The 21,353-nt window shown below is 62.4% G+C and carries 21 protein-coding genes and 2 tRNA genes; 19 read left to right on the forward strand and 4 right to left on the reverse strand.

Going from position 1 to position 21,353, the window contains the following annotated elements; translation table 11 throughout:
- The first annotated feature begins 14 nt into the window (after nt 1-14).
- The 3 genes from QF092_RS17575 to QF092_RS17585 are packed head-to-tail and all read left to right on the forward strand — an operon-like array spanning nt 15 to nt 4,105.
- Nucleotides 15-1,253: a Tm-1-like ATP-binding domain-containing protein gene (locus QF092_RS17575; protein WP_281465989.1), complete on the forward strand. Its 1,239-nt coding sequence runs from the start codon at nt 15-17 to the stop codon at nt 1,251-1,253.
- A 4-nt stretch (nt 1,254-1,257) separates the two neighbouring features.
- A complete protein-coding gene (locus QF092_RS17580; RefSeq protein ID WP_281465991.1) occupies nt 1,258-3,294 on the forward strand; it encodes an oxidoreductase in 2,037 nt (678 codons plus the stop codon).
- 34 nt (nt 3,295-3,328) lie between these two features.
- On the forward strand, nt 3,329-4,105 hold the full coding sequence (locus QF092_RS17585; protein ID WP_281465992.1) for an SDR family NAD(P)-dependent oxidoreductase: 777 nt from the start codon (nt 3,329-3,331) through the stop codon (nt 4,103-4,105).
- A 1,296-nt stretch (nt 4,106-5,401) separates the two neighbouring features.
- On the opposite strand, the gene QF092_RS17590 is transcribed toward QF092_RS17585, so the two are convergent.
- From QF092_RS17590 to QF092_RS17600, 3 genes are all read right to left on the reverse strand, one after another.
- Complete coding sequence (locus QF092_RS17590) at nt 5,402-5,776, reverse strand: XRE family transcriptional regulator (protein WP_281465994.1); 375 nt, start codon at nt 5,774-5,776, stop codon at nt 5,402-5,404.
- Between the two features lie 824 nt (nt 5,777-6,600).
- Nucleotides 6,601-8,175, reverse strand: a complete 1,575-nt coding sequence (locus tag QF092_RS17595; RefSeq protein ID WP_281465995.1) for a tyrosine-type recombinase/integrase — start codon at nt 8,173-8,175, stop codon at nt 6,601-6,603.
- A 92-nt stretch (nt 8,176-8,267) separates the two neighbouring features.
- Nucleotides 8,268-8,342, reverse strand: a tRNA-Thr gene (locus QF092_RS17600).
- A gap of 146 nt (nt 8,343-8,488) precedes the next feature.
- On the opposite strand from QF092_RS17600, the gene QF092_RS17605 reads away from it, so the two are divergent.
- The 16 genes from QF092_RS17605 to QF092_RS17680 all read left to right on the forward strand — a co-directional run bounded on the left by QF092_RS17605 (nt 8,489) and on the right by QF092_RS17680 (nt 18,755).
- On the forward strand, nt 8,489-8,695 hold the full coding sequence (locus QF092_RS17605) for a hypothetical protein (protein WP_281470128.1): 207 nt from the start codon (nt 8,489-8,491) through the stop codon (nt 8,693-8,695).
- A gap of 9 nt (nt 8,696-8,704) precedes the next feature.
- On the forward strand, nt 8,705-9,976 hold the full coding sequence (gene murA, locus QF092_RS17610) for a UDP-N-acetylglucosamine 1-carboxyvinyltransferase (RefSeq protein ID WP_281465997.1): 1,272 nt from the start codon (nt 8,705-8,707) through the stop codon (nt 9,974-9,976).
- 3 nt (nt 9,977-9,979) lie between these two features.
- Nucleotides 9,980-10,456, forward strand: coding sequence for a DUF2948 family protein (locus QF092_RS17615; protein ID WP_281465999.1), 477 nt, complete (start codon nt 9,980-9,982; stop codon nt 10,454-10,456).
- 366 nt (nt 10,457-10,822) lie between these two features.
- Complete coding sequence (hisD, locus tag QF092_RS17620; RefSeq protein WP_281466001.1) at nt 10,823-12,133, forward strand: histidinol dehydrogenase; 1,311 nt, start codon at nt 10,823-10,825, stop codon at nt 12,131-12,133.
- On the forward strand, nt 12,130-12,606 hold the full coding sequence (locus tag QF092_RS17625; protein ID WP_281466003.1) for a UPF0262 family protein: 477 nt from the start codon (nt 12,130-12,132) through the stop codon (nt 12,604-12,606). The genes hisD and QF092_RS17625 overlap by 4 nt, the downstream gene beginning before the upstream one ends.
- 65 nt (nt 12,607-12,671) lie before the next feature.
- Nucleotides 12,672-13,076, forward strand: a complete 405-nt coding sequence (locus tag QF092_RS17630; protein WP_281466005.1) for an arsenate-mycothiol transferase ArsC — start codon at nt 12,672-12,674, stop codon at nt 13,074-13,076.
- On the forward strand, nt 13,073-13,483 hold the full coding sequence (locus QF092_RS17635) for a ketosteroid isomerase-related protein (protein ID WP_281466006.1): 411 nt from the start codon (nt 13,073-13,075) through the stop codon (nt 13,481-13,483). The genes QF092_RS17630 and QF092_RS17635 overlap by 4 nt, the downstream gene beginning before the upstream one ends.
- Nucleotides 13,480-14,085 carry a GNAT family N-acetyltransferase gene (locus QF092_RS17640; protein WP_281466008.1) on the forward strand — a complete coding sequence of 202 codons (606 nt, stop codon included), beginning with the start codon at nt 13,480-13,482 and terminating at the stop codon, nt 14,083-14,085. Before QF092_RS17635 ends, QF092_RS17640 begins: the two co-directional genes overlap by 4 nt.
- A gap of 147 nt (nt 14,086-14,232) precedes the next feature.
- Complete coding sequence (locus tag QF092_RS17645) at nt 14,233-14,490, forward strand: glycine zipper 2TM domain-containing protein (protein WP_281466010.1); 258 nt, start codon at nt 14,233-14,235, stop codon at nt 14,488-14,490.
- A 100-nt stretch (nt 14,491-14,590) separates the two neighbouring features.
- Nucleotides 14,591-15,460, forward strand: coding sequence for a carbon-nitrogen hydrolase family protein (locus QF092_RS17650; RefSeq protein WP_281466013.1), 870 nt, complete (start codon nt 14,591-14,593; stop codon nt 15,458-15,460).
- 185 nt (nt 15,461-15,645) lie between these two features.
- Complete coding sequence (infA, locus tag QF092_RS17655) at nt 15,646-15,864, forward strand: translation initiation factor IF-1 (protein ID WP_023664579.1); 219 nt, start codon at nt 15,646-15,648, stop codon at nt 15,862-15,864.
- Nucleotides 15,861-16,436 (forward strand): Maf family protein, encoded by a 576-nt coding sequence (locus QF092_RS17660; protein ID WP_281466018.1) that lies wholly within the window; start codon nt 15,861-15,863, stop codon nt 16,434-16,436. Before infA ends, QF092_RS17660 begins: the two co-directional genes overlap by 4 nt.
- Nucleotides 16,433-17,476, forward strand: coding sequence for a ribonuclease E/G (locus tag QF092_RS17665; protein ID WP_281466021.1), 1,044 nt, complete (start codon nt 16,433-16,435; stop codon nt 17,474-17,476). The genes QF092_RS17660 and QF092_RS17665 overlap by 4 nt, the downstream gene beginning before the upstream one ends.
- Nucleotides 17,473-17,646 carry a DNA gyrase inhibitor YacG gene (locus tag QF092_RS17670; RefSeq protein ID WP_281466023.1) on the forward strand — a complete coding sequence of 58 codons (174 nt, stop codon included), beginning with the start codon at nt 17,473-17,475 and terminating at the stop codon, nt 17,644-17,646. The genes QF092_RS17665 and QF092_RS17670 overlap by 4 nt, the downstream gene beginning before the upstream one ends.
- Before the next feature lie 195 nt (nt 17,647-17,841).
- Nucleotides 17,842-17,917: transfer RNA gene (locus QF092_RS17675), tRNA-Phe, on the forward strand.
- 118 nt (nt 17,918-18,035) lie between these two features.
- A complete protein-coding gene (locus QF092_RS17680; RefSeq protein ID WP_420026549.1) occupies nt 18,036-18,755 on the forward strand; it encodes a DUF6538 domain-containing protein in 720 nt (239 codons plus the stop codon).
- A gap of 952 nt (nt 18,756-19,707) precedes the next feature.
- Here the strand turns inward: QF092_RS17680 and QF092_RS17685 are convergent.
- Nucleotides 19,708-21,330 carry a winged helix-turn-helix domain-containing protein gene (locus tag QF092_RS17685; protein WP_281466027.1) on the reverse strand — a complete coding sequence of 541 codons (1,623 nt, stop codon included), beginning with the start codon at nt 21,328-21,330 and terminating at the stop codon, nt 19,708-19,710.
- Nucleotides 21,331-21,353: the final 23 nt, after the last annotated feature.

A 21,353-nucleotide genomic window follows, 5' to 3' on the forward strand; every position in this document is an offset into this window, starting at 1 on the left:
TCCGGGGAGGCGTCATGCAGAAGACTATTCTTATCATCGGGACCTATGACACCAAGGACCCGGAGTTGAACTTCGTCGCCGAGACAATCCGCAACTTGGGCGGTGCGGTGATAGAAATGGATGTCAGCGTCCTCGGCGATCCTTCGCGTCCGGTGGCGATTTCCAAACACGAAGTTGCGGCAGCGGTTGGCAAGACCATTCAGGACGCCATTGACGCAGGCGACGAAAACCACGCCATGCAGATCATGGCAGCGGGGGCCGCCGGCCTGACTGCGCAGCTTTACGCCCAAGGCCGTATCCATGGCATGATCGCACTCGGTGGCACCATGGGCACCGATCTTGCACTTGACTGCGCCCGTGCGCTGCCGGTCGGCGTGCCGAAATACGTTGTCTCGACCATCGCCTTCTCGCCCTTGATCCCGCCGGATCGGCTTTCCGCCGACATCCAGATGATCCTTTGGGCAGGCGGTCTTTACGGACTGAACGACATCTGTATGGCCACCCTCAGCCAGGCCGCCGGGGCGGTTTATGGGGCGGCGCTGGCCGTTGTGCCACCAAAGCCGGGGCAACCGGTGATCGGCATGATGAGCTTTGGGTCATCGGCGCTGAAATACATGGTCCACCTGCGACAGCCGCTGGTCGACCGTGGGTTCTCTGTCGCGGTCTTTCACGGCACCGGGATGGGCGGCATGGCGATGGAAAGCCTGACTGAACAAGGCTACTTCGCCGCGGTGCTGGAACTCGCCGTGGCCGAAATCGGCAACATCATGGTTGGCTCGGTCGTCAATGCAGGTGCAAACCGGATGACCGCCGCCGCCCGCCATGGCACGCCGATTATCGCCGCCCCCGGCTTCGGCGACATGATCGACTTCCCGACCTGGGCCCCTGTGCCCGAGCGTTTTCGCAACCGGCCTTATCATGCCCATAACCGACTTATCGCATCAGCCTCGCTGACCGGCGCCGAGCGGCGTGATCTTGCCCGAGAGGTGGCACGAAGGCTGAAGCCGTCGAAAGGCCCGGTGCATTTCGTCCTGCCGACGCAGGGCGTCCATGCCTGGGATACCGAAGGCATGCCTGCCCATGATCCTGCGGCCCTGGCGGAGATGGTCGAAGCCTACCGCGAAGAAATGACAGACCCCATTCAGCTGTCGGTCGTCGATTGCCACATTAACGACGTTGCCTTCGCCGCCCGCGTTCTGGAAATCATCGACGACTGGATGGTGGACGGAACGATCAGGATGACCCGGGACTAGCCTTATGGACCCGCGCTATGCCCCCCTGTTCGAACCTCTGAAGATCGGACCGGTCACCGCGCCGAACCGCCTTGTCTCGATGCCCCATGCCGTCGGGCACAGTTATCTGATGCCCAACGGTGCCATCGGCATCCGCGAAACACGGGCTGAAGGTGGCTGGGGTATCGTCGCCATGCAACTCAGCGAGATTGATCCCACCTCGGATTTGTCGGGCCTGCCCTATGAACGCCTGTGGGATGAAGGCGACGTCACGGCCCATGCCCGGTCGGTCGCCCGCATCCACGCCCATGGCGCCTTGGCATCCATCGAGCTTGGGCATACCGGCATCCGCTCGCGCGGGATTTCAAATGGCTACCCGGCGATGGGCCCATCCGTCCTGCCGATCCTAAAGCCCGACATGCCCCTGATGGCCAAGGCGATGGACAAGGCCGATATTCGCGCCCTCCGCCAGATGTTCCGTGGGGCCACCCGCAGGGCCAAGCACGCCGGTTATGACATCGCTTATGTCTATGCCTCACACGATGCCTCGATCCTGTGGCACTTCCTGTCGCCCGCCTATAACAGCCGCAGCGACGAATACGGTGGCAGCTTTGAAAACCGGCTAAGGCTGTTTCGCGAGGTGCTGGAGGAAACGAAAGAGGAAGCGGGCAACGATATGGCCGTCGCTGTCCGCTTTGCCGTGCACGAACTGTCTGGCCCCAAACGCATCCTCCACGATGGCGAAGGCCGCGCGGTGATTGAGGCTTTGGCCGATATTCCTGACCTATGGGATGTGAACGTCTCCAGCTGGAGCCGTGACAGCGGCACGGCGCGCTATGATGACGAAGGGTTTCAGGAAGAATTCACTGCCTTCGTCAGGCATGTGACCGGTAAGCCGGTGCTGGGCGTGGGCCGCTTCACTTCACCCGACGCAATGGTCAGCCAGATCAGACGGGGAGTTCTTGACCTGATTGGTGCTGCGCGCCCCTCGATTGCCGACCCCTTCCTGCCAAGAAAGATCGCCGAAGGCCGGATCGAAGACATCCGCGAATGCATCGGCTGCAACATCTGTGTCGCGGTCGAAACCATCGGTGTCGAGCTGCGCTGCACGCAGAACCCGACAATTTCGGAAGAATGGCGCAGGGGTTGGCACCCGGAACGTGTCCCCCCGGCTACCACCCCCGGCTCCGTCCTGATTGTCGGTTCTGGTCCCGCGGGATTGGAGGCTGCGCTGGTCCTCGCCCGCGCTGGGCATCAGGTGACCGTGGCCGAAAAGGACAGCGACTTCGGCGGTCGCAGCCGACTGGAGGCTCAGATCAAGGGTCTGTCGTCGTGGGCGCGGGTCAGGGATTACCGGTTGTTTCAGTTACAGCGCATGGCGAATGTCAACCTTTATGCTGGCAGCACGATGACCGCCGGGACGATTGCGGAATTTGGGGCGGATCATGTGCTTCTGGCCATCGGCGCGACTTGGCGCAGGGACGGGGTGGGGCGGACGCGGCTGTCCGAAGTTCCGGGAATGGCTGCACAGGCGCTGACACCGGATGACCTGTTGCACGGCGCAGCTTTGGCAGGCCCCGTTGTGATCTATGACGACGACCACTACTACATGGCCAATGCCTTGGCCGCCGATCTTGCCGCGCGGGGACATGGCGTGCATCTCGTCTCGCCCCAACCCGCCATCGCTCCCTGGATGGGGCACACCTTGGAACAGCCGCGGATGATAGCCGAACTGCACGCAGCGGGCGTCCAGATGACCCCCAACGCGACGGCCAAAGCCTGGCACGGCGACCGCCTGTCCCTGGCCCGCAGCGATACCGGCGAGGACCTGCCAGACATCCGGGCTTGTCACCTGATCATGGTCGGGACGCGTATGCCCGACCCAACCTTGCCCGACGCGCTCGATCAACTTGGCGTTGCATACCGCCTGATAGGTGACGCCGAATGCCCCGGCACCCTGCAAGGTGCGGTCTTTTCGGGCCATCGACATGCGCGGGAAATCCTCGGCGGCGAAGCTGTTGATCGGATCTTCAAACGGGAAAGACCAATGCTTTTCGTGTGACGTGAACGAGCTCAAGGGAGAGAGGACTTTCGCCATGCCACAGACTGACCTTCCGGTCGCGCTGGTGACAGGTGGGGGCAGCGGGATCGGTGCATCCATCGCCCGCAATCTTGCCAGGGATTACAGGGTGGTCGTCTGCGGTCGCCGGATCGAGCCTCTGCAAGCCATAGCCGATGAAACGGGCGGCATAGCGCTTCAGGCCGACTTATCGGAACCCGGACCGTCGGTCGATATTGTCCGGCAGACGGTCGATCACTTCGGTCGGCTTGATGCATTGGTGCTGAACGCAGGCATTGTCGAACCTGCCCCCGTCACCGACCTGCCACTCGATAGCTGGCAGCGGCAGATCATGGTCAACCTCACCTCGCCCTTTCTGACCTCACAAGCCGCACTTCCCCACCTGGCCAAGCGGAAAGGTGCAATCGTCGGCATTGCTTCCGCAGCGGCACGCCACACTGGTTTCGGGCTATCGGCCTACGGCGTTTCCAAGGCCGGCATGATACGGCTGATCCAGTCCCTTGCCTTCGAGATGGCCGCCGCCGGTGTCCGTGCCAACGCAGTTTCTCCGGGTTGGGTCCAGACGGAAATGGGCGATATGGAAATGATCGCGCTTTGTGGATCGCCGGAGCAAGGCTATGCTCGGGTAACCCAGAACATCCCACAGAAACGGGCAGCCCAGCCTGACGAAATCGCGGCTGTGGTCCGCTTCCTGCTGTCTCCAGCGGCGTCGTTCATGACCGGGGCGAATGTCGAAGTCGACGGGGGAGGCGGTCTTGTCGATGCGGGAATGCTCGCTTTCAATAATGACTAACCAAATCACCGGAGTGTCAGCTTTCCGCCCGAACCTGCCTATTCGCTCAAGCAGCATCTTCGCCACCACCGTCGGCGAAATTCGCGAGTATGGCTCTTTATAGAGATTCCAAAAGCCGCTCACTGGCGCGCTCTTCGCGCCGCCCGCACCTCGAAAGCACCCAAGCCTGCAAAGCTCACCAGCCGCCACCCCGCGAAGCCTGAGAGCATATAGCACATGCAAGTGACGCCCGGCTGGTCAATGAACTTCGACCCGGCAGCTCACTTCAATCAAAAGAGCCAAAAGAGCGAGTTCTTGGTCATTTCGTCGAGGTCCTTGTCAGTCTCCGCGACCAGGCGTTTAAGGGGATCAACAGGGGCGGGGGGTGAGGGGTGTGCAAACCTATTCGCCCCCCTAAGGTTCCCTCAGTCATCGAGAGGGTGTGCAAACCTAAAGGTTGGACGTCTTCGGCGGCGATGTAGGAGGAGACGGCCACCAAGGAGTAGGCGATCTGCTTCACCGCGCCGCGCTTTTCGTTTTCCAAGGTATCCGGCGGAATGCCTCTCTTTGCCAAAAACAACTTTGGCGAACTTCACTCTGGGCCTTCTACCCGATCCGCACGATCAACCTTCTCAGATTTCGGACACTGAACTGTATTTCTCGCTCACTGGTCCCAGCAGAAGACAGGTGCCATCCATAGGAGGACCGCTTCTGAAACAAGCTTTAGGATAGTTCCCTCGTGACTATCCAGTGCACTCGAAAAGTCCATGTTCGTGTCGGTGGTGCGCTGTCAGGTTCGGAATTGCATGTTCAACCCGACAGACGGGCCTTGATGGTAAGGGTGTGGGATCGATGTCCAGCTTGCCATGGCTCGCCGGTTCGGGATTGACCCAGCCGCGAAGTCCGCATTTCTGTTGCTGTGAAGATTTCGCAATTCTGTGCGCAGTTGCTTCTGATCATATCGGGTCGGAAATGGTGCTCTAAAAATGCTTTTTCGCCGCAGCTTTGGTTGACAAAACAGCACTTTTTCGGCGGCGCCTGTATCTTCAAGTCAGATCCGCAAGAAACCCTTATTTTATTGACAAATCGCGGTTGACAGCGGTCAAGAGTGTCAACCGAAAAGGGGGGTTTTGGTTGACACTTTCGGGATGTTTTCGGGAAAGTGTCAACCGATCTGTCAACCAAGTGTCAACCAAGTGTCAACCACCTGTAAACCGGGAGTGATCTGCAATCCGGCGCCGATCTTCCGCTTGCGGTCCCTACGGGTCATTATTCAGACAGCAATCCCCAAGCTGCTGACGAAGGCATTCGGCGCAATCAAGCGCGGTCGTCCAGAAGCACATGGAGGGCCTTCCGGGCCGTCGTTGACGGGAACGGGTCAGTCCCGTTCGAGGCGGTGCGCACAAGGTCTATCCATGCCCGCTCGTTCTCTGTCAGCGGTTCACCCAGCAACTCGACAAGCACAGCAAGCATCTTCGGGCCATAGGTCTGCTCGATCGCCAAGTGCATCAGAGACCGGGGGTCCGTGTCGAGCGCTTTCGCAAAATCCTGAACCCGATCGAGGGGAAGCTTTGCGCTGCCTGTCTTGATCATTGTGATGAAGTTGGCGTTCTTGAAGCCAGCCTCGCGGGCGATATCAGCCTGCGTTTTGCTGTGCAGTTCCTCGATGCGTTTCGCGACGAACTTGGCCAAGCGTGTAGCGGCGAAGGGAGTGGTAGTCATGTGCATTCCTTGAAAGATCGCGCACGTCGTTGTGCGATGCTTCAAGAATAGCGAGCGGGTGCATGGGTCGTTCGTGGGGGCTCAGTGGCGCATCAAGAGTTGCAACGGACGATATTTCTTCTTTGTTCTATAGCACTGGAGGAGAATTTGCTCGATGCTTTGGTTCATTCTCACCAACGTGCGCACATGCCGGCTGCGATCATGGTTTCACCGAAATCCCGGCCGTCTGGTAGGGAGCAGACACCGACTTCGCGATCGTATGATCGTCGTCCTTCAAGAAAACAAGTCAGGGTGGCTCCTGAAACCAGCTGCTTCGCACGACGCGTGGCGGTCTCTCCTGATGGCGTTCCGCTTTCTGCACAATCAAGATTGGCGATCCGGATCGGTATCAATCCAACCACGATCGTGTCTCCGTCTCTGACCCTCGTTACTTTGTCGATGAGGGTTGACGCCCCTGTGGTTGCGCGCGGAGATATGTCCTGTGAACTTCTGGGTCCGCTGAGGCCCTGTCGGCCACCATTTAGGGCATCTCCGCCTCGCAGCACACGCGGACCTTGTGCCTCTTCTGTCGATGGCCTCGTGTTGAATCCTTGATCAGCAAAGTTCAGAAGTAGGCCAACTCCAATGAAGATGGGGAGGAGAACATTGAAAGGGATGTGGCGCAATCGCTTCCGAGTTGGAATTTGGACGCTGCGGTTGCGTCGTTTGAATTTGACAACTTGTCCCATCAAGCGATGTAACGCCACGCTCGTGGCATAAATTTGACCAGTGGGACCTTTGCAGAAGGCGCTTCATCAATCGAAAGATGATGTCGGATCAAGCTCGTAATGCTTCAGCGCATAGATCACGCGTTCCTTCGCCTCCAGGGTTACATCTCCATACTGATCCCCTGCCGTCCGTCCTGCGTGACCGCAAATGGCATCTACAACCCGATCAGAGTATCCCAACTCGCGGCCAAGCGTCTTAAATCGATGTCGCCACGCATGGTTCGGCTGAACCCCGTCTGGAACAACGCCTAGCCCGCGCACCCACTCACTCAGGCGTCCTGAAACAGTGCGAGCCCCTGAAAGGCTTCCCTTGGCCGACGAGGCATCAAAGAAGAGCGGACCCGATGCTGATCCATCAACGAAAGCATCGAAGCCGAGTTCTCTGACCTGTGGGTGTAGCGGAACGTCCCTATACTGCCCGGTTTTCACACTTCCAGCATCGGGGGTGATACGAATGAAGCGACGCCCGTTCTTTTCGTGAACGTCCTCTTTGCGGAGTTGGGTAAGTTCGGTAACGCGTGCACCGGTGAAAGCCGCCAGGAACGGAACCCATCGCTTTGCCGCAGCTGTCTTGACAGACTCCTTCTCGCCCTTCTGATAGGCGAAGCTTGCGGCCAAAATCCGCGTGGCTTCTTCTTCGGTAAACCCGCGCTCTCGCACATATCGCCGCTTCTGAACATCCTGATGCACATCGGCGGCCACATTCGTGGGAAGGCGATCTTCGCGCACTGCCCAGTTCAAGACAGCACGAAGCGAGGCCAGCCAAACATCGCGGACTGTCTTCGGCGAACGGTTCTTCAGGATGTTGTCTCGCCATGCCAGCAGATCCTGCTTGGTCAGGCGAGTTGCATCGTCGTGCTTCAGAAATTTCCGCAGATTATCAAAGACTGGTTTCCAGCGGCGTTCACTTTCCTCACCAGCGCCAAGAAGCTTCCGCGATGCTATGTAATCATCGAAGAGGCCAGTGAGGGATACCGGCGGTCGCTCGGCAGCGATGGGTTCGGCCCTTGTAAGCGCTGGGTGACTGGGTTCCCCTGCGAAGTCCCCTTCATCGCGCTCTGCGATGCGCGAAAGCACCTCATACTCTGCTGCGCAGAGTGCAATTGCGAGCTGTCGCCACTCAGGAGTGCCATACTCGACTGCGGTGTTACCACGGCTTCGGAAAAAGTCGATCGACAGTCCGGCCAGGTCAAGGAGCTGCTGGTTTGACGCCTTTCCCGTGAAGGCGTGCTTCAGCTCTTGGGCGAAACTGTCGTCCACACCCATAGATGCGTAAAGGCTTGATGAGTGGCGGGCTTCGGTATCTTGCTCTAGGCGTCTTTTGTAATGACGAAGGGCCATTTGCTCGATCGACAAGGCATAGGGCGCTGACGTCGTTACGGTTCTGCCCGCGTCTGCGGCTTTGATCTCTGCCTGCCTAAGAGAAAACTGCATTTCAGCAATCGCTGAATGGATCTTGCGCGTCGCTTCCCGATAGTCAGCGCCAAGCGGTTTTCGGAGCTCGGTCTTGTTCTCAAGATAGGGCCGCAGCGGCTTGGGGATGACAATTCTGGCGAAGAACCGACCGTCTCGATCACACAGATACTTTACTTTGCGTGCCACGCTGGTGCGCCCAATTTTGTAACGACTTTTGTAACGATCAAATGGGCAAAGTGCCTGTTGTGCAAGGATTTATTTGACATCAAGGGGATAGATGGTGCTGCAAGAGAGGATTGAACTCTCGACCTCTCCCTTACCAAGGGAGTGCTCTACCACTGAGCTACTGCAGCGCCGGGGCCTTGCGCGGGGGCTCCCGCGCGGCGTGGCGGGTGAATAGCCGCGATCAGGGGCGGGTGCAAGAGCAAACATGGCGGTTGCCGCCCAGAGAAAAGGGGGCTGGCTGGACCGTTGCCACGGCTTCGTATAGGAAGCGGGCATGAAACCCATATCCACGGAAGCGCAGGCGGGAAAGGCGGGGCGTTCGGCGTCGGAGATGACGCGGGACGAACGGCGGAAGGCCGCGCTGAAGGCCAATATGGCGCGACGCAAGGCGCAGGCAAAAGCGCGGGCTGGGCAGGGCGATGCTGGTGCAGGGACACAAGATGCTGGGGATGCCACAGGCATGACCCACGAGGATGAGTGAGGCGGGCAGATGGATTCGATATTGGTCAAGGGCAATGGGGCGCTGAGCGGGGCGATCCCGATCGCGGGGGCGAAGAACGCCTGTCTGACTCTGATGCCGGCCACGCTGCTGACCGAGGAGCCGCTGACGCTGACCAATGCGCCGCGGCTTTCGGATATCCGCACCATGACCCAGCTGTTGCAGTCGCTGGGCGCGGAGGTGGCATCCTTGCAGGATGGGCTGGTTCTGGCGATGTCGTCGCATGACATCGACAATCACCGGGCTGACTACGACATCGTGCGGAAGATGCGGGCGAGCATACTCGTCCTTGGGCCGATGCTGGCGCGGGACGGGCATGCTGTGGTGTCGCTGCCGGGCGGTTGCGCCATCGGGGCGCGGCCTGTGGACCTGCATCTGAAGGCACTGGAGGCGATGGGGGCGGAGCTGGACCTGCGGGATGGCTATGTTCATGCCAAGGCACCCGGCGGGCGGCTGAAGGGGGCGGTGATCGAGTTTCCCTTCGTTTCCGTAGGGGCGACCGAGAACGCCCTTATGGCGGCGACCTTGGCCAAGGGGACGACGGTCCTGAAGAACGCCGCGCGGGAGCCGGAAATTGTTGATTTGGCCCAATGCCTTAGGAAGATGGGGGCCGAGATCGAGGGTGAGGGGACAGCGACCATCACAGTGCAGGGGGTGGACCGTCTGCATGGCGCGACGCATCCTGTTGTGACCGACCGGATCGAATTGGGCACCTATATGCTGGTCCCGGCGATCTGTGGCGGCGAAGTGGAATGTCTGGGCGGACGTATCAATCTGGTAGGCGCATTCGCCGAGAAACTGGATGAGGCGGGCATTTCCGTGACCGAGACGGAGCGGGGTCTGAAGGTCGCCCGCAAGACCGGGCGCGTGCGGGCCGTGAACGTGACGACGGAGCCTTTCCCCGGCTTTCCGACCGACCTTCAGGCGCAGATGATGGCGCTGCTTTGCACCGCCGATGGCGTGTCGGTTTTGGAAGAAAAAATCTTTGAAAACAGGTTCATGCATGCGCCGGAACTGATGCGGATGGGCGCGCGGATCGACGTGCATGGCGGCACTGCCACGGTGACGGGGGTGGAGCGGTTGCGGGGGGCCCCGGTGATGGCAACAGACCTGCGGGCGAGTGTGAGTCTGATCCTTGCGGGCCTTGCGGCGGAAGGCGAGACCTTGGTCAATCGCGTCTATCACCTTGATCGCGGCTATGAGCGGGTTGAGGACAAGCTGCGGGCCTGCGGGGCGCAGATCGAACGGATCAAGGGGAACTGACCCATGGTGGATGCGCGGTTCGAGGATGGAGAGATCGGCCCCCTGAACCTTGTGGCCCGGGATGCGGGTGATCTGGAGGTGATCTCGGCCCTTGTCCAGGATGCCGTGCTGACCGGGGCGGATTTGAAATGGGAGCGGTCAAAGCGGAGATTTGCCTGCCTTATCAATCGCTTTCGTTGGGAGGACGAGGTCGCGGCAGAGGCTGCGAAGCGGCCTTATGAACGGGTCCGGGCCCTATTGGTGATTGAAGATGCGGGCGCGGTGCGGTCGCAGGGGATCGACCGGGGTGACCCTGAGACGGTGTTTTCACTGTTGTCCTTGACCTGGGAGCCGGGGCCGGAGGGGACGGGGGCGGTGACCCTTGTTCTGGCGGGCGATGGGGCGGTGCGGGTGGAGGTTGAGGCGCTGGAAGTGACGCTGCATGACGTCACGAAGCCCTATATCGCGCCGAGCCGGAAGAAACCCGCGCATCGGGATTAACCAACTTATTGAAATTGCAGGAATAAGGCGGCAGGGGCTGTGCCCTGTTTTGTGCCGCCTTTTGTGCCGCAAAGTGTTCATACAAATTTGGAGAGGCGAGGCGGGTGTGGGTTGGTTAACCGTGCGTGGGCGCACAGGCTTTGCCGGATGTTGGGGGTGAGGGAGTTTGGGGCGCAAGATTGGGTTTGGCGGGTGGTAATAGTGTGGAGTTATGGGATTGCCGGGGTGGTGGAGCGCTGGAACCCCATCCTACGGGCGGTGATCGCGGGGGTAGGGCAGGGTTCCAGCCCACCATCGGCCCAATCCTTGCCTTGAGCGCCCCCTTCTCGCGCGCTAGATGGGGCGGACCCTGCGGAGGCTTGGCCCATGACCTTTTTCCTTTCCACCCGCGATGCCGGTTTCGAGGCGGATTTCGTGCAGCTTCTGTCGATGAAGCGCGAAGAGGCAGAGGATGTGGATCAGGCAGTGGCCGCGATCATCGCCGATGTGCGGGCGCGGGGGGATCAGGCGCTGATCGATCTGACCGCGCGCTTTGACCGGATGGAATTGACGGCCGACCGGCTGGCCTTTTCCGAAGAGGAGATCGAGGCCGAGATTGCCAAGGTGTCGGTCGAGGATCGGGCGGCGCTGGAATTGGCGGCAGACCGCATCCGCGCCTATCACGAACGCCAGCGGCCAGAGGATGCCAGTTGGACCGATGCGGCGGGGGCGACCTTGGGCTGGCGCTGGACGCCGGTTTCGGCGGCGGGGCTTTATGTGCCCGGGGGGCTGGCGTCCTATCCTTCCTCGGTTCTGATGAATGCCATTCCGGCCAAGGTGGCGGGGGTGGCGCGGTTGGTTGTGACCTGCCCAACGCCGGGAGGCGTGGTGAATCCGTTGGTCCTTTTGGCGGCGCGGATCGCGGGGGTGGATGCGATTTACCGGGTCGGGGGCGCGCAGGCGGTGGCGGCGCTGGCCTATGGGACGGCGACCATTGCGCCGGTGGACAAGATCACCGGACCCGGCAATGCCTATGTGGCGGCGGCGAAACGGCGGGTCTTTGGGCGCGTGGGGATCGACATGATCGCGGGGCCGTCCGAGGTTCTGGTGATTGCGGATGCCGAGAATGACCCCGACTGGATCGCGTTGGACCTGCTGTCACAGGCCGAGCATGACGAAAGCGCGCAGGCCATCCTGATCACCACCGATCCGGCTTTTGGCATGGCGGTGGCGGGCGCGGTTGAGGCGCGGCTGGAGATGCTGGAACGGCGGGCCATTGCGGGGGCAAGCTGGCGCGACAATGGTGCGGTGATCGTGGTGCGCGATCTGGATGAGGCGGCGGAACTGGCCAACCGGATTGCGGCGGAGCATCTGGAGATCATGGTGGCAGACCCCGAGGCGCTTGCCGCCAAAATCCCGCATGCGGGGGCCATCTTCCTTGGGGCGTGGACACCGGAGGCGATTGGCGATTACGTGGGGGGGCCGAACCATGTGCTGCCCACGGCGCGGTCGGCGCGGTTTTCTTCGGGGCTGAACGTGCTGGACTTCATGAAGCGGACGACGATGGCGCGGATGACGCCGGAGGCTCTGGCGGCCATTGGGCCGAGCGCAGAGCGGTTGGCGATCAGCGAGAGCTTGCAGGCGCATGGCTTAAGCGTGCGGGCGCGGCTGGATCGGTTGAATGGGGGGCGCGCATGAACCGCATCTGCCATATCGAGATCGACGAGAAGGGCTTGGCGCGGCCGACGCCGGAGATCGAGCAGGAGCGGCGGGTCGCGATCTTTGACCTGTTGGAGGAGAATTCCTTCGCGCTGCCTGCACGTGAGGGGCGGGTGGTGGTGCCGGGGCCCTATCGGCTGGGTCTGGCGATCCGCGAGGGGCGGCTGGTCTTTGACATCGGGTCGGAGGCGGGCGAGAAGGTGGGGGAGTTCCACCTTTCGCTGGGGCCGTTCCGGCAGGTGGTGAAGGATTACTTCCAGATTTGTGAGTCCTATTTCGAGGCGGTGAAGCGCTTGCCGCCGAGCCAGATCGAGGCGATCGACATGGCGCGGCGCGGTATCCACAACGAGGGGGCGCGGGTGCTGCAAGAGCGGCTGGAGGGCAAGGCCCTTGTCGACACGGACACGGCGCGGCGTTTGTTCACGCTGATCTGCGTCCTGCATTGGGGTTGATCTTGGGGCAGGCCTTTCCGACCTCGATCTTGTTCTGTTGTGACCATAACGCGGTCCGGTCGCCGATGGCGGAGGGGCTGATGAAGAAGATGTATGGCCAGAAGGCCTATGTGCAGTCGGCGGGCGTGAAAAACGACATGGAGGTGGACGGCTTTTCCATCGCGGTCTGCAAGGAATTGGGGATCGAGTTGAGCCGCCATCGGTCGCGGTCCTTTGAGGAGATGCAGGAATGGGGGGATGATCTGTCGCAATTCGATCTGATCGTCGCCCTGTCGCCCGCGAGCCAGAGAACGGCGCTTGAACTCACCCGCTATTACCATCTGGACGTAGAATATTGGCCGATCCTTGATCCCACGGGGCTTGGCGAAAGCCGGGACGCGAAGCTTTCGGCCTATCGTCAGGCGCGGGACCAGATCAGGGACAGGATGCTGGCGCGGTTCGGGCCGCCTTTGGAAGAGGATGCAAGATGACGAGAGCAGAGGCGATGGCCCTGATCGGGCGCTATTACGCGGCCTTCAATGCAGGCGATGCGGCAGGGATGCTCGATTGCGTGGCCGAGGATGTGGAGCATCGGGTGAATGAGGGCGGCATCCGGCGGGGGCGCGCGAAATTCGCCGAGTTCTGTTCGCATATGGGCGTGAGCTATCGGGAAGAGTTGAAGGATATGGTCATCTTCGCGTCGGATGATGGCGCGCGGGGGGCGGCGGAATTCGTGGTGCATGGCGAATATCTGCAAACCGATCCGGGCCTGCCCGAGGCGAAGGGGCAGCGCTATATCCTGCCTGCGGGCGGGTTCTTTGAGTTGCGCGATGGCAAGATCGCGCGGGTGACGACCTTCTACAACCTGAATGACTGGATCGCGCAGGTTTCCGCATGACGCGCGCCTTGCCCGAGGGGATTTCCGTTCGGGCGCTGCGCGGGGCGGCGCTGGAGTCGGCGCTGGACGATGTGGCGCGGCTGCGGATCGCGGTGTTCCGGGATTGGCCTTATCTGTACGACGGGTCGCTGGATTACGAGCGGGAATATCTGAGCACCTATCGCGACAGCCCCGGCGCGCTGCTGGTGGGGGCGTTCTTTGGCGATGTGCTGGTGGGGGCCTCCACATCCACCCCGATGGAGGATCATGCGGGGGAGTTTGCCGCCCCCATGCAGGGCCGCGGCGTGCCGTTGGAGCGCATCCTTTACGGGGCGGAATCGGTTCTGCTGCCGGAATATCGCGGCAAGGGGATCGGGCATCGGTTCTTTGACCTGCGCGAGGATCACGCGCGGGCCTTGGGGCGGACGCATGTGGCCTTTTGTTCCGTGATGCGGCCTGCGGATCATCCGCTGCGGCCTGCCAGCTATCGCACGAATGACGCCTTCTGGCAGGGGCGGGGCTATGCGCCCCTTCCCGGCGCGGTGGCGGAGTTTTCGTGGAAGGATCTGGGGCAGGAGGGGGAAACGGTGAAACCCCTGCAATTCTGGATGCGGGAAATCTGAGGCGGCGGAAGCTTGCCGAAGGGTCGGCTGGAACTGGCCGGGGTTTGGGGCGTGGCGGGGCGTTGATATTGGATATCATGGCCCAACTTCCGATGGTTTGCCCCTGCGCGGAGCGTGCTTCGCGACAACAACCTCGGAGAAGCTGCTATGAAAAAGACCATATTCCTTGCGATCATCGGGCTTGGCACCGCGGCCTGCGTGCCTGCGGATCAGGCCACGCTGGGCGGGGCCGCGACGGGTGCCTTGCTGGGTGCTGCGGTGTCGAGCGACAATGACCGCGTCGAAGGCGCGATCATCGGCGCGGCGGTGGGCGGCGTGGCGGGCCATCTGCTTGGCCGGGCGAACAGCCCCGGGGATTGTGTCTATCAGGATGGCTATGGGCGGCGCTATATCGCGCGCTGCTGAGATGCGCTGATGGGGGCGCGTGCCGATCTGCCTTTGGCGCGCGCCCTTGCCGCCCTTGGCTTGCGCTGCTTATCTGGTGGCCATGCCTTGGAGAGCGAAGATGAAGATTGCGGCCGCTGCCTATCCTTTGGATTTCCTGCCCGATTTTGCGGCCTATGAGGCCAAGGTCACGGCTTGGGTCGAGGATGCCGTGGGGCAGGGGGCCGATCTTTTGGTCTTTCCCGAATATGGGGCGATGGAGCTTGCCTCGCTGGGCGGGGCAGAGGTGGCCGCCGATCTGGAGCGCGCGCTGCATGAGGTGGCGTCGCATCGCGGGGCGGTGGACGGCCTGCATCTGCGGTTGGCGGCGGCGCATGGGGTGCATATCCTTGGGGCGTCGGGGCCCGTCTTCCTGACGGCGGGGGCGCGGCCTGTGAACCGCGCCACGCTTTATGGGCCGGGGGGCATTGTCGGGCATCAGGACAAGCAGATCATGACGCGGTTTGAGCGCGAGATCTGGTTTGTGGACCCCGGCGCGGGCTTGCCGGTGTTTGACACGCCGCTTGGGCGGATCGGGGTGCTGATCTGCTATGACAGCGAATTCCCCCTGCTCGCACGGCGGCTGGTGGAGGCGGGGGCAGAGGTTCTTCTGGTGCCGTCCTGCACCGATACGCTGGCGGGGTTTACCCGCGTTCGGGTGGGGGCCATGGCGCGGGCCCTGGAAAACCAATGCGTCACCGTGCAGGCGCCCACAGTGGGGCTGGCCCCGTGGTGCCCGGCGGTGGATGAGAATGTGGGGCGCGGCGCGATCTATGGGCCGCCCGACCGGGGGTTCCCGGAAACCGGCATTCTGGCCGAGACGGGGCTGAATGAGGCAGGCTGGGCTGTCGCAGAGGTGGAGCTTGCCGCCATCCATGCCGTGCGGCGCGAGGGCGGCGTTCTGAACCACCTGCATTGGGACGAACAGGCGGCGCGCATTCTGAAGGCTTGACAGGGGGTGCTGCCCTTGCCCCTTCATCTTGGCCCAAATACTCAAATCCCCGGCTGCCTTGCGCCCTGCCGTCGCAGGAGGGGGGCTTATTTACTTTTCCCTTGAAAATCCGCCCTGACAGGCGCATTAGGCGGCGCTAAGCGCAGGGCGGATGCCGCTGCGCCCTAACCCTATTTGGAGTGACCATGGCCAAGGAAGACATCCTCGAATTCCCCGGTGTCGTGAAGGAACTCCTGCCGAACGCGACATTCAGGGTCGAGCTGGACAACGGCCATGAACTGATCGCGACGATGGCAGGCAAGATGCGCAAGAACCGCATCCGCGTTCTGGCAGGCGACAAGGTGCAGGTGGAGATGACGCCCTACGATCTGTCGAAGGGCCGCATCAACTATCGCTTCAAGTGAAGCTGATCCTCGGATCGGGAAGCCCGCGCCGGAAGGAACTTCTGGCGCAATTGGGCATTGTGCCGGATGCGATCCTGCCGCCCGATATCGACGAAGACCCCCGAAAGGGTGAATTGCCACGCCCCTATGCGGCGCGTTTGGCGCGCGAGAAGGCGGCGGCGGTGGCGGCGGGGCCGGATGACATCGTGCTCTGTGCCGATACGACGGTGGCCTTGGGGCGCCGCATCCTTGGCAAGCCGCGTGATGCGGGCGAGGCTGCGGCATTCCTGACGGCCTTGGGCGGGCGGCGGCATGAGGTGATCACCGCCGTGGCCGTGCGGCGGGGTGACCGGGTCTGGTCACGCGAAAGCGTCAGCGCGGTGAAGATGAAGCGGCTGTCGGATGCCGAGTTGAACGCCTATCTGGCGGGCGGCGAATGGGAGGGCAAGGCCGGGGCCTATGCCATCCAGGGCGCGGCGGGGGCCTTCATCCCGTGGATTTCCGGCAGTTTCACCGGCATCGTGGGGCTTCCCTTGGCCGAGACGGCGGCACTGCTGTCGGCGGCGGGTTGGCCGGTCTGGAGGCAGGGATGAAGGGGCGTGTGGTCTGTCTGGACGAGGTGGATGGGCGCCGCGCGGCGGCCCTGATCGTGGATGGGCGGCTGGAGGATCTGCTGATCGATCCCGTGGGCGATGCGCCCCTGCCCGGTGCGATCTATCGCGCGGTGGCGGATCGGCCCGTGAAGGGGCAGGGGGGGATGTTCGTGAAGCTGCCGGGGGGGCTTTCGGGCTTTTTGCGGCAGGTGTCGGGCATCGCGCCGGGGCAGCGGATCATCGTGCAGGTAACGGGTCAGGCCGAGGCCGGGAAGGCCGTTCCCGTGACGGCGCGGCTTTTGTTCCGGTCGCGCTGGGCGATTGTGACGCCGGGGGCGCCGGGCCTGAACATCTCGCGCCGCATCCGGGATGAAGAGGTGCGGGCGGAGTTGCAGGCGCTGGCCGAGGCGGGAATGGCGGGGGCTGCGGCGGATCACGGGTTGATCTTGCGGTCGGCCTGCGAAGGGGCCGAGACCGAGGATGTGGCCGCGGATATCGCCGCGATGCGCGATCTGGCGGCGGCGGTGGTGGCCGATCTGTCGGGCGGGCCGGAGCTTTTGGTCGATGGGCCGGATGCGCATGAGGCGGCGTGGCGCGACTGGGCGGAACCCGCGCCGGATGAGGTGATCGAGGGCGGGTTCGAGGCCATGGGCCTGTGGGAGATGATCGATGCGCTGCGATCCCCCCGCGTGGCGCTGCCCGGCGGCGGGCATATGATGGTAGAGCCGACCCGCGCCTTGGTGGCGGTGGATGTGAATACCGGGCCGGACACTTCGCCTGCCGCGGCGATGAAGGTCAATGTGGCCGCCGCGCGCGACTTGCCGCGGCAGTTGCGTCTGCGGGGGCTTGGCGGGCAGGTGGTGGTGGATTTCGCGCCGATGGCCAAGAAGGACCGGGGCACGCTGGACCAAGTGCTGAAGGCGGCCTTCCGGGGCGAGGGCGAGGCCAACCTTGCCGGATGGACGGGGCTGGGGCTTTACGAGATGACGCGCAAGCGGGACCGCCTGCCCTTGGCGGCGCTGCTGGAGGGGGGGGCATGAGCTGCCCGATCTGCGGAAAAGAGGTGGTGGAAGCCTACCGCCCCTTCTGTTGCCGCCGCTGCGCCGATGTCGATCTGGGGCGTTGGTTGACGGGAGGCTACGCCATCCCGGTGGCCGAAGATGAGGACGACGACAAACCGGGCGAAGAGCGGCCGGAGCGGCCGCAATAGGGTGGACCTGGCCTGTGCGCCGGGGCTCTGGCGGGGTCTGGAGGAGAGGGTATCGCATGATGCCATACCCCGCCGCGCGCAAGGGGGATCAGACCGTGTCGATCGGGATGAAATTCTTGGCAAAACCCTCTGGACAGCCCCGCCCGCCTGACGTATCACCCGCCCACCCGAAAGGCCGCGCCTTTTGGTAACGGTGCCCAGATAGCTCAGTTGGTAGAGCAGCGGATTGAAAATCCGCGTGTCGCTGGTTCGATTCCGGCTCTGGGCACCACCTTTTCCGCCAAGCCATTGAATAACCTCAGCTCTGTCCTTGGATAAGGCGAGCGTAGAACATGGCGGAGAACAAAGCTGCAGCCCACTCATTTGTGAAAGACGGGGTCTACTAGTTCATCAGACGCGTTCCGAACGACCTTCGGCACCATTACACCTCATCGAAAATCTCCTACTCCCTGCGAACACGGTCGGCATCAGTGGCCGCTTCCCGTGCTGTCAGGGCTGCTCAGAAGCTCGACGAGTATTGGTATCACCTCAGGATCAACGACAGCGACCTGCTGGGAAAGCACATGCTCCGTATGGCTGGGAACATCGGTGTAGCCCCTTCCGCCCTGCCGATGCCCCCTGCGGTGTCTTTAGCGGCCAGTGTCAAGCTGTCGGAGGCGGTGAGCATCTACTGGCGCCTGAAGGGCGAGGGTCGCCCCATCACCTTCCAGCGGTCCGCTAAGAGATCGTGCGGCTATGTCATCGACGTGGGCGGCGACAAGGACATCACAGCCTACACCAAGGCGGATGCGAACGCCTTCCGCGACGATCCGCTGAGGCGTGGCCTCACGGGCAGCAGCATCACCCGCATCTTCGGCACGGTCCGGTCGGTGATCAACTTCGCAGCCAGTGAGATCGGGATCGACGTCAGCAACCCCTTCGGAAAGGTTTACTACGACAGAAACGCCGGGGTAGAGGAGCGCGTCCCACCCTGCACCACCAGCGCGGAGCCCGTAGAGATGCGTGTCAGTCCAGCCCGCCGCGGCTGCGACCACCTCATGCAGCCGGTAGCGCGTGATCCTGAGCGGCCCCTTGATTTGGCGCATCGGCTGTGGGGCGACATCATGTAGGATGTTCATGAGGCTGACGATCAAGGTCATGCGGCTGGCCTATTTCTTTCCTGACCGGGCCACCCCGGCCCAAGACCCGAGGATGGCCCCGTTAAGCAGGAACAGCGCCGAGAGTGCTATTCGCCCTCTGCGGGCTTCAACCGGATCAAGGGGCACGAGGCGATCCATTCGCGTAGATTGACGGTCGGACGCTGCACAGAGATTGTTGCAGGAGTGTTTGATTTCGGCGCGGCGCGCAGAGGTCTGTGTGTCTTCGTCGCCAGCGATGCTGCGGTCGTCTTCGGGCCGGAAAAAGCTGAAATCCACTCCGATTGCGCTCACTCCTCATAGACGCTTGTCAATGCAGGATCACACAAAACCACCTTGTCACATCAAGGCCGCTAGGGGGCGTCTGCATCATCGGTACCACCTCAGGTCGAAGCCGAAATGATCAGCCTTTATCCCGATGTCGGCCAGTAGATGCGGCAACGCTTTCGCGGGCCGGGCAAAAGCTTCATCAAGGCCCTACGGGCGCTTCTGCCTCATCAATTTGGCCGCGGCACGCGCCAGAAAATCCGGGTGGTGATCAACGCCCGAAACTCGATGCGGTTCTGGACGGCCTGCCAATTGGTCGATTGTGCGTGGATTCTTGTGGGTGTGCTGCGTACTTGTGCGGTTGAATGGATCCAGCAGATACATCAGACCAATTGTATGTTTCATCTCTGTTATCCCCCCTTGAGTGCCAGGGCTTTGGCCTGCCACTGATGCAACATCGACAGAGCCCACGACTTGCTTTGGTCGCTAAGGAACGCGAAGTAGGCTTCCGTCTTGAGTTGAGACTGCACTGGAAATGTAGCAGGATTGTTTGACCATCAGCGGGAAGCTCGGCCAGTTCAGGGCCCGTTGGTCCATGGCGCGAGGGTGTGAGTTTCGGCGCTTGGCCGTTGGTCGGCGATGTGTTGCATAGCCTTTGTCAGTAAGTCTGCGGGGTCTCCTCCAGCGCAGCCTCGGCCTGCGACCAGCGCATCGGGGGCGGCAAGACCTCGGGGCCGAACCGGGCGGTCAGGACCGCGCGCGGGATCTTCAGCGAGTTCTCGCGGTGCTCTGCGATGGTGAAGTGTCGTGCGCAGAGGTAGTCGGCAAAGATCAAGATGCCGCGGGCCTGTTCCACGGTCATCATTGCCAACGCCCCCTGCGCGTCGGGCGACAGCGCGTCTGGACGGCCATAGAGGATGTCGTAGAGGAATCGGATCGCAGGCCGTCGCTGGTAGAGGAGCGCCAGCACTTCGTCCAGCCGCTCGCGGTCATTGATCGCCATCAGCGCCTGACACTTGAGGCAGATGACGTAGATCTCGAATTCGGAATTCGGCTCGGCCATTGACTGCGCAAGGTCCAGCGCCTGAAGCCCTGCCTCGACCTCGCCCACGTAATAGCGCATCGCGCCCAGCGTCATCAGCGTGCTGGGCAGCGCCACAGTTGAGCGGTTGAGGTCTTCCAGAAGCTCGACCGCCATCCGCCGATAGCCGCCGCCGATGAAGAACAGAAGGTCACCGGCAGAGGCCAGAAGCGCCGGATCGTCCTGCACGAAGGGCAGGCTTCCTGTGACCAGAGCCTCGATCCCGGCCTCGTCCGCTGCCGTCGAATCCTCGCCCGCAGCGAAGATCTCCAGCCCGTGCTGGATGTATTTCGTGCGGATGTTGTTGGCCAGCATGATCCGGATGGCGTGGTCGTCCGGGCGCTCGGCGGCAAGAGCCTGGAGACGCCGATGGCTTTCGGCCCAGCCATGTGGCCCATCAGCGATAGCGAGCGAGGCGTTCTGCATCGCCACCTGCAGCGGTTCGGTCTGGACAGTACCGACTGCCAGCCCGGCCCATATCTCCGTTGCGATGCGTGCGGCGAGCGCCTCTGCTTGGGCCTGCGCGCCGTTCTCGGCGACTTGCGCACCAGCAATAGCCTCGCGACGGATGCTCAGGGTGCGTCCGGTGCGGAACTCGGTCGCGCGAAAGACGCAGTCGAGCCCCCCGGCCCTTGTCAGAAAGGTCAGGTCGACCCCGATCACCGGGGCGTCGGCCCCAAAAGCAGACCTGTGTGGGCAGTCGGGATCAAGCACAACGCGGCGCGAGGGGCCAAAGTTCGGCGCGAGCTGGGCCACGAAGCGGTCAGCAAATTGTGTGGCCGCGGCCTGCAGGTCAGGGTCGAGGGCGCCGGTCCCGCGCACCGGGCCCACCACCACATGCGCCCCGGCGGCGGCGGGCCGCGATCCGACTGGCTTCAACAGCCACAGGTAGCCTTCGCCATAGCGCGCGCCAATCATCTGGGGGGATCGGGCATTATCGCCCAGCTTGCGGCGCAGGCGATTGATCAGGAAGTCGATGCTGCGGTCGCTGCTGTCGGAGCCGATCTCGGTGATCGCGTCCAGCAGCATGTCCCGGCTGAAAACCCGACCCGGGCGGCCGATGAGTGTGGCCAGCACACGGCGCTCGCTCCGGGTGAAGGTGATCTCGATCCCATCGTCGCGTCGAGCAGAGGTGAAATCAGGGCTGAACAACATCTGCCCATACCGCACCCACGTCTGTCCAGTTGCCTCCTCTGCCATGACCGTCACTTTCTCGTTCGTCG

Source organism: Fuscovulum ytuae (assembly GCF_029953595.1).
In the GTDB taxonomy this organism is placed as follows: Bacteria; Pseudomonadota; Alphaproteobacteria; order Rhodobacterales; family Rhodobacteraceae; genus Paragemmobacter; species Paragemmobacter ytuae.

Bases quoted from the DNA above. Each gene is read 5' to 3' on its own strand.
- QF092_RS17575 (WP_281465989.1), top strand. From the start codon at position 15: ATGCAGAAGACTATTCTTATCATCGGGACCTATGACACCAAGGACCCG.
- QF092_RS17580 (WP_281465991.1), top strand. From the start codon at position 1,258: ATGGACCCGCGCTATGCCCCCCTGTTCGAACCTCTGAAGATCGGACCG.
- QF092_RS17585 (WP_281465992.1), top strand. From the start codon at position 3,329: ATGCCACAGACTGACCTTCCGGTCGCGCTGGTGACAGGTGGGGGCAGC.
- QF092_RS17605 (WP_281470128.1), top strand. From the start codon at position 8,489: ATGAAACCCATATCCACGGAAGCGCAGGCGGGAAAGGCGGGGCGTTCG.
- murA (WP_281465997.1), top strand. From the start codon at position 8,705: ATGGATTCGATATTGGTCAAGGGCAATGGGGCGCTGAGCGGGGCGATC.
- QF092_RS17615 (WP_281465999.1), top strand. From the start codon at position 9,980: ATGGTGGATGCGCGGTTCGAGGATGGAGAGATCGGCCCCCTGAACCTT.
- hisD (WP_281466001.1), top strand. From the start codon at position 10,823: ATGACCTTTTTCCTTTCCACCCGCGATGCCGGTTTCGAGGCGGATTTC.
- QF092_RS17625 (WP_281466003.1), top strand. From the start codon at position 12,130: ATGAACCGCATCTGCCATATCGAGATCGACGAGAAGGGCTTGGCGCGG.
- QF092_RS17630 (WP_281466005.1), top strand. From the start codon at position 12,672: ATGGCGGAGGGGCTGATGAAGAAGATGTATGGCCAGAAGGCCTATGTG.
- QF092_RS17635 (WP_281466006.1), top strand. From the start codon at position 13,073: ATGACGAGAGCAGAGGCGATGGCCCTGATCGGGCGCTATTACGCGGCC.
- QF092_RS17640 (WP_281466008.1), top strand. From the start codon at position 13,480: ATGACGCGCGCCTTGCCCGAGGGGATTTCCGTTCGGGCGCTGCGCGGG.
- QF092_RS17645 (WP_281466010.1), top strand. From the start codon at position 14,233: ATGAAAAAGACCATATTCCTTGCGATCATCGGGCTTGGCACCGCGGCC.
- QF092_RS17650 (WP_281466013.1), top strand. From the start codon at position 14,591: ATGAAGATTGCGGCCGCTGCCTATCCTTTGGATTTCCTGCCCGATTTT.
- infA (WP_023664579.1), top strand. From the start codon at position 15,646: ATGGCCAAGGAAGACATCCTCGAATTCCCCGGTGTCGTGAAGGAACTC.
- QF092_RS17665 (WP_281466021.1), top strand. From the start codon at position 16,433: ATGAAGGGGCGTGTGGTCTGTCTGGACGAGGTGGATGGGCGCCGCGCG.
- QF092_RS17670 (WP_281466023.1), top strand. From the start codon at position 17,473: ATGAGCTGCCCGATCTGCGGAAAAGAGGTGGTGGAAGCCTACCGCCCC.
- QF092_RS17685 (WP_281466027.1), bottom strand. From the start codon at position 21,330: ATGGCAGAGGAGGCAACTGGACAGACGTGGGTGCGGTATGGGCAGATG.